The 6847-nt window shown below is 75.1% G+C and carries 7 protein-coding genes; 4 read left to right on the top strand and 3 right to left on the bottom strand.

Annotated elements, in window-relative coordinates; translation table 11 throughout:
* The first annotated feature begins 171 nt into the window (after positions 1-171).
* Both Q4D18_RS02575 and Q4D18_RS02570 read left to right on the top strand, forming a co-directional pair.
* A complete protein-coding gene (locus Q4D18_RS02575) occupies positions 172-591 on the top strand; it encodes a hypothetical protein (protein WP_303125488.1) in 420 nt (139 codons plus the stop codon).
* A 215-nt stretch (positions 592-806) separates the two neighbouring features.
* A complete protein-coding gene (locus tag Q4D18_RS02570) occupies positions 807-1121 on the top strand; it encodes a hypothetical protein (RefSeq protein WP_303125486.1) in 315 nt (104 codons plus the stop codon).
* Positions 1122-1163: 42 nt separating this feature from the next.
* Here Q4D18_RS02570 and Q4D18_RS02565 read toward each other — a convergent pair whose 3' ends face one another.
* Together Q4D18_RS02565 and Q4D18_RS02560 are read right to left on the bottom strand one after the other, a co-directional pair.
* Positions 1164-2735, bottom strand: coding sequence for a gamma-glutamyltransferase family protein (locus Q4D18_RS02565; protein ID WP_303125485.1), 1572 nt, complete (start codon positions 2733-2735; stop codon positions 1164-1166).
* 61 nt (positions 2736-2796) lie between these two features.
* The gene (locus Q4D18_RS02560) at positions 2797-4245 is read right to left on the bottom strand and encodes an MFS transporter (protein WP_303125483.1); all 1449 of its coding nucleotides are present in this window, start codon (positions 4243-4245) and stop codon (positions 2797-2799) included.
* Positions 4246-4334: 89 nt separating this feature from the next.
* On the opposite strand from Q4D18_RS02560, the gene Q4D18_RS02555 reads away from it, so the two are divergent.
* A complete protein-coding gene (locus Q4D18_RS02555; RefSeq protein WP_303125481.1) occupies positions 4335-4892 on the top strand; it encodes a DUF805 domain-containing protein in 558 nt (185 codons plus the stop codon).
* 7 nt (positions 4893-4899) lie between these two features.
* On the opposite strand, the gene Q4D18_RS02550 is transcribed toward Q4D18_RS02555, so the two are convergent.
* The gene (locus tag Q4D18_RS02550; RefSeq protein WP_303125479.1) at positions 4900-5475 is read right to left on the bottom strand and encodes an LURP-one-related/scramblase family protein; all 576 of its coding nucleotides are present in this window, start codon (positions 5473-5475) and stop codon (positions 4900-4902) included.
* A gap of 159 nt (positions 5476-5634) precedes the next feature.
* Between Q4D18_RS02550 and Q4D18_RS02545 the strand changes: the two genes are divergently transcribed.
* Entirely contained in the window at positions 5635-6825 is a 1191-nt protein-coding gene (locus Q4D18_RS02545; protein WP_303125477.1) for an LLM class flavin-dependent oxidoreductase, read from the top strand.
* Positions 6826-6847 lie beyond the last annotated feature (22 nt).

Genomic DNA, 6847 nt, shown 5'->3' with positions numbered 1-6847 from the left:
TCCGAGGGCTCGTTCCTGATGGCCCTCATCCCCCTCGGCATGTGGGCGGCGTTCCTCGGCGGCCTCGGTGCCGCGCTCGGCGCCCTGATGATGGCCGTCACGGCCCTCCCCGGGGGCATGGCAGACCGCACCGCGCGCGGCTGAGCCGTCACACCGTGTCCTGCTGACGCCATGACCCGCTCCCCCGTCCGCACCGCACTGGCCGCCGGCGCACTGCTCGCCTCCCCCGTGGTCACGTGTCCGGTGATCCTCGCACTCACCGCCCCAGACGGGGAGCGCACGCTCCCGGACGGCACCGCCCCCGGCCCCGGCCTCACGGACGCCCTGTTCCTGGCGGCCCTGGTGCTCCCCGCCGTCGGCGTCGCCGTCCTCGCCACCGGGACATCCCCACGGCGCGGGCTCTGGGCGAGCCTGGCGTCCGCCTGCCTGGCGGCCGCCCTGGTCGGCCTGCTGGCGGGCTCCCTCGCCCCGGCACCCCTGGCGTACGTGGGCGGGTGGCTCGCGCTCGCCGGGCCTGCGCTGCTGGCCCTCCTAGGCGGCGGGCTCCTGATCGGCGGGACGATCTCAGCGCTCGAGGACCGCGCCGGCTGAGAGGGGCCTGTCCCCGCCCGCCTCCCCTCACAGGGTTGCCCCGCGCTCGCCCGATCGTCCCTGTCGGGGGACCGGGAACAGTACTTTTGTCCCGTGGCGGACCTGCCCGCGCAGGACTATCTTGCGGCGTCAGGAGGAGTGATCCTCCGCCGGCACGCGGCTCCCGCGACCGGCAGCCCCGCCGGCCCCGCCGGCCCGTCCGAGAGGACACCGCCATGCCGTTCCTGCGCACCGCACTCCCGCTCGCCGTCGCCGCCCTCGTCGTGGGCGTCGTCGCCGTGCTCCTCGGGGTGGCCGGCTCCGGCCTGACGGGCTATGCCCTGGCGAACACCGGCGTCGTGGTGGCCCTCGGCGTGCTGGGCATGCTGCGCCACTGGACGGACATGGGCCTCGTGCTCATGCTCGGCGCCCCGGCCATGGCGGCCGCCGCATTCTCGGACCGCGTGCACCCGGCGTGGGCGGCGGGCCTGCTGGCCGTGGTCGTCCTGGCCCACGCCCTGCGCGCCGAGCCGATGCCCGCCGAGCGCTGACCCCCGCCGGACCGCACACCCGACGCCGGCCCCTCCCCTCGCTCACCGCGCCGCGGCGTGCCCGTCCTTGCGCGGGTCCGAGCCGCCCGCGTACCCGCCGCCGGACAGCCGCAACACCGCCTGCCCGCCCCCGTAGGTCCGATCCCCCACCGGCGTGCGCGTCACGGGGTGGCCCATCGCGGCCAGGGTGTCGGCGACGTCGTCCCCCCAGCCCGCCTCCAGCTTCAGCTCCCCGGTGCCCTCCACGAACCAGCGGGGCGCGTCCAGGGCCTGCTGCACGCTCTGCCCCGCCATCAGCCGGTGCATCACCTGCACGTGCCCCTGCGGCTGCATGGGCCCGCCCATCACGCCGAACGCCGCCACCGGCTCCCCGCCGCGGGTGAGGAAGCCGGGGATGATCGTGTTCAGCGGCCGCTTGCCGCCGGCCACCTCGTTGGGGTGGCCCGGCTGGAGGGAGAAGCCCGCTCCGCGGTCGTTGAGGGCGATCCCCGTGCCCGGGACCACCAGACCGGAGCCGAAGCCGTAGTAGTTGGACTGGATGAGGGAGACCATCATCCCGTCCCTGTCCCCCACGCTCAGGTACACCGTGCCGCCGGCCGTGGGCGGGCGGGACACGGCCCCGGAGGCTCGCTCCGGGTCCACGCGCGCCGCGAGCGTCGCCACGGCCTCGGGGGCCAGGAGCTCCTCGGCGGAGGTGCGCATCCACGCCGGGTCGGCCACCTCCGAGTGCAGCACCGCGAGGGCCTGCTTCATGGCCTCCACCTGCAGGTGCACGGTGGCGGGGGCGTCCGGGTCGCGGTCTGCGGCGCCCAGCTCATCGAGCACGGCGGCGGCGATCAGCGCGGCCAGGCCCTGGCTGTTCGGCGGCACCTCGTAGAGCTCGTGCCCGCCCCAGGACGCGGCGACCGGCTCGGTCCACTCGACCTCGTGGTCGGCGAGGTCCTGTGCGGTGAGCAGTCCGCCGCCGGCCGCGGCGTGCTCGGCGATCCGCTCGGCCAGGACGCCACGGTAGAGGCTCTCCCCGCCGGTGGCGAGGATTTCGCGCAGGGCGGCGGCGTGGTCCGCGAAGCGCACCCGCTCCCCCTCGGCCGGGGCGCGGCCGCCGGGCGCGAACGCGGCCAGGAACTCCGGCTGGTCGGACAGCACGACGGCGGCCCGCGCCCAGTCCTGCGCCACGATCGTGGGCACCAGCCAGCCGCGCTCGGCGTGGTCCACGGCGGCCTGCCCGAGCCGGGCGAAGGGCAGCCGGCCGAAGCGGTCGGACAGCGCCCGCCACCCGGACACCGCCCCGGGCACGGTCACCGAGTCCCAGCCGCGGCGGGGCATCTCGGTGCGCCCGGCGAAGTGCTCGGGCGTCCACGCCCGCGGGCTGCGGCCGGAGGCGTTGAGGGCGTGCAGCCGCTCCCCGCCCCAGATGAGCGCCAGCAGGTCCCCGCCGATGCCGTTGTTCGTGGGCTCCACCACGGTGAGCGTCATGGCCGCGGCCACGGCGGCGTCGGCGGCCGTGCCGCCGTCCCGGAGGACGTCCTGCGCCGCGGCGGCGGCCAGGGGCGAGGAGGAGGCGACGACGTCGTCGCCGTACACGGGGCTGCGGCGGGTGGGATAGCGGTCCATGGGTGCCTCCAGGGGACGGGCGGTGGTGGCGCCACCCTACGCCGCGGGCTCCGGACGGCCGTCAGCGCCGCGCGCGCCGGTTCCGCAGCGCGGTGAGCGCCCCGGCCAGCGCCACGAGCACCGCGCCCACGGCGGCGGCGTACACGTAGCCGGCGGCCGGGGAGACGCCGTCGATCACCAGGCCCACCGTGGGCGCGCCGAGGGCGGCGCCGGCGGTCATGGCGGAGCCGTAGTAGCCCATCGCCTCCCCGCGCCGCTCCTCGGCCACCAGCAGGGACAGCCGCGACGACGCCGCGGCCAGCGTGGGCGCCGTCAGCAGGCCCGAGGGGATGGAGGCCAGGGCCAGCGGCCAGAGCCCGTCCACGAACGCCATGGGCAGCAGGGCCACCGCGAACAGGCCCATCAGCAGGGCCGGAGGCAGCTGGCGGCCCCACGCGCCGTAGAAGAGCCCGCCGATCGCCGAGGCCCCGCACCAGAACGCGTACACCAGTCCCACCGACCCGGCCTGGCCGGCCCGTTCGAGCTCGGCCACCATGGTGACCTCCGCGCCCACGAGCCCGATCCCGGCCGCGAAGGAGACCAGGAGGACGCCCAGCGCCTCGCGGGTGACCCAGCCGAAGTGGCGCGTCCGCCACAGGCGCCAGCGCTCGCCGCGGGTCAGGCGCCCGTCCACGGAGGGGAGGTACCCGGCGTCGCCGGGGGCGCGGGACGCACCGGCGACCCCGGATCCGTCCGCCGCGATCACCGGCTGCGTGCCGGTGACGATCGGCAGGGCGTCCGTGACCACCGGCAGCGCCCCGGTGGCCAGGTCGGGGGCGGCGGTGTCCAGGTGCATGGGGGCGGCGTGCACGGACTGCGCCACGGCCTGTTCGCGGTCCTGCTCGGCGGTGTAGGGGTCCTGCGCGGCGGGGTCGTCCGGGGCGAGCTGGGAGGAGCGCGTGGGCGGGTCGAACCACATCAGCAGGGCACCGCCGAGCGCGCCGGAGAGCCCGACGATGGTCAGCCCGAGCGCACTCGACCACGTGGCGGCCACCACCGCACCCAGGGCCGGGCCCATCATGAAGATCGTCTCCGTGATGATCGAGTCCAGCGCGAACGCGGTCTGCCGCTCCGGGCCGCGGGTGAGCACGCCCAGCCCCTGCCGGACCACGGAGAAGATGGGGACGGCGAACAGGCCCGCCACGAACACGGCCAGCAGCATCCAGCCGAACGGCAGCCACGGCACCAGCGGCCACACGAGGGCCTCGACCACCACCGAGGGCAGCAGCGCGCGGCGCAGGCCCTTCGCGTCGATCGCCCGCCCGCGCCACGGCGAGCCGCACGCGATGCCCAGCGTCATGGCCGCCGCCGCCAGGCCCGCCTGGCCGTAGCCCAGGCCCAGGGTCACCGCCACGTGCAGGGTGAGCACCACACCCGCGGCGGTGTGCGGGAACCGCGCGATGAACCCGACGGCCAGCAGGTTCCGGATCCGCGGGTCCCTCAACAGCCGTCCGTACGCTCCGAAGTCCACCGGAGAATCCTAGGCCCTTCACTAGGATGGGCCCGAGGCGTGAGCCCGGCGGGGAGCGGCCCCGCGGGACGCCGAGCGGAAGGGACCCCATGACCGACCCCCAGCAGCCCTACGGACGCCCCCCGGAGGGACGAGACGTCCCCCGCCAGGATCCCTACGGCCGGCCCCCGGCGTACGCTCCGCCCGTCCCTGCCCCTCCGACCGGCGCACCGGCGGGGGATCCGCGCGTCGCCCCCGCCCACGGCGTGGGCCTCGGGCAGGCCCTCAGGCGCTTCTACTCGCGGTACGCCCTGTTCCGCGGCCGCGCGAGCCGCTCGGAGTACTGGTGGGTGCAGCTGGCCCTGGGGCTCGTGCTGGTCGCCTTCCTGGTGCTGCTGGAGACGGTCGGCACGGTGCCCGGCTCGACGACGCCGGCGAACCCCTCCGGTGAGCCCACCACCGCCGGGGTGGTGATCGCCCTCCTGTTCCTGCCGTTCGTCCTCGCCCACATCGTCCCGTCGATCGCCCTGACCGTCCGACGCCTGCACGACGCGAACCTCAGCGGGTGGTTCTACCTGCTCAGCCTCATCCCGTTCGTCGGCGGCCTGGTGATCCTGGTGCTGACGCTGCTGCCCTCGAAGCCGGAGGGCGCCCGCTTCGACCACTGACCCCGCCTCAGTCCTTCCGGCGGTCCTTCTCCCGGATCAGGTCCAGGGCGACGGCGGTGCCCAGCACCGCGCACCGGACCACGGGCGGCATGGCCGGGTCCAGGTCCAGCCGGTACCGCGAGCGCCCTGCCAGGGCGTTCATGAACCCGCCCCACTCGGCGGTGGCCCGGGCGATCTCGCGTTCGCCGGCCAGCATGCGGTAGTCGTGGTCCCAGAGGTTCCCCTCCACGGTGAAGGCGGTGCCGTCCACCACCTCCACGCTCAGGGAGGTGCGGAGGAACGTCACCTCACGGCGCAGGTTCGCCAGCGGCAGCCCCTCGGCGTCCAGGACCTGCATGCGGTCCCGGCCGAACGTGGCGATGTCCTCGAGCCGGAACAGGGGGCGCCCGTCCGCCCCGTCCCGCACCACGAAGCTGCGGCTGCCCATCAGCATCCGCCCCAGCCCGCCGCCCACGGTCTCGACGACGGCGACGACCTCCCCCTGCGGCCCCAGGACCTGCATGTCGTTGGCCATCACCGTGGTGACCTGCTGGAGCGTGAGCGTGTCCACCGAGGCGAGGAGGCCGGCGTCGTAGGCGTTCATGCGGCCAGTGTGCCGCACGCCACGGCTCCGACCCAGGACCCGTCCCCAGCCCTGGTGCGGCGGGTGGCGGTCCGGTATAGTTCAGTTTTGAAGCAGATATGACGGGCGTGCCGCCCACCCGCGGCCGCCCGGGCCCGTGCGGCGAGAGGAGCACAGACCATGCAGTTCGGCGTCTTCACCATCGGCGACATCACCCCCGACCCCACCACAGGCACCACCCCCAGCGAGCACCAGCGCATCAAGGACACCGTGCGGATCGCCCGGCACGCCGAGCAGGCCGGCTTCGACGTGTTCGCCACCGGCCAGCACCACAACCCGCCCTTCGTGGCCCCCGGCAACCCTCCCACGCTGCTGGCCCACCTCGCCGGCGTCACCGAGCGCATCCAGCTCTCCACCGCGACCACGCTGATCACCACGATGGACCCGGTGCGCCTGGCCGAGGACTACTCCTACCTGCAGCACCTGGCCGACGGCCGCGTGGACCTGACCCTGGGCCGCGGCAACACCGGGCCCGTGTACCCCTGGTTCGGCAAGGACATCCGCCAGGGCATCCCGCTGGCCGTGGAGAACTACCACCTCCTGCACCGCCTGTGGCACGAGGAGACCGTGGACTGGTCCGGGAGGTTCCGCACCCCCCTGCAGGACTTCACCCTCACCCCCCAGCCGCTCGACGGCGTCGCCCCCTTCGTGTGGCACGGCTCCATCCGCTCGCCCGAGATCGCCGAGCAGGCCGCCTACTACGGCGACGGCTTCTTCCACAACAACATCTTCTGGAACAAGGAGCACGTCGTCCGGATGGTGCGCCTGTACCGCGAGCGCTATGAGCACTACGGACACGGAGCCGCCCACCAGGCGTACGTCGCCCTGGGCGGTCAGGCGTTCATGCACAGGGACTCGCAGGAGGCGGTCCGCCGGTTCCGGCCCTACTTCGACAACGCCCCCGTGTACGGCCACGGCCCGTCCCTCGAGGACTTCTCCCGGATGACCCCGCTGACCGTGGGGTCCCCGCAGCAGGTCATCGAGCGCACGCTCTCCTTCCGCGACTGGGTGGGCGACTACCAGCGCCAGATGTTCCTGATCGACCACGCCGGGCTGCCCACGGACGTGGTGCTCGAGCAGATCGACCTGTTCGGCGAGGAGGTGCTCCCCGTGCTGCGCCGGGAGTTCGACGCCCTCAAGCCCGCCGACGTCCCCGAGGCCCCGACCCACGCCTTCCTCGTGGAGCGCGCCCGCCGCGGCGAGGCCCCGGTGCCCGGCGGCGCCGAGGGGTCGAGGGCCCACGCCGAGCGGGAGGCCGCGGGCGGGACGAGGGCTGCCCAGGCGGCGACGGCGGGCGGTGAGGCCCGATGAACGCGACCTCCCCCGGGGCACG

The organism is Micrococcus sp. (genome assembly GCF_030523875.1).
Taxonomy (GTDB): Bacteria; Actinomycetota; Actinomycetes; order Actinomycetales; family Micrococcaceae; genus Micrococcus.
This window is presented reverse-complemented; position numbering and strand designations above follow the sequence as displayed.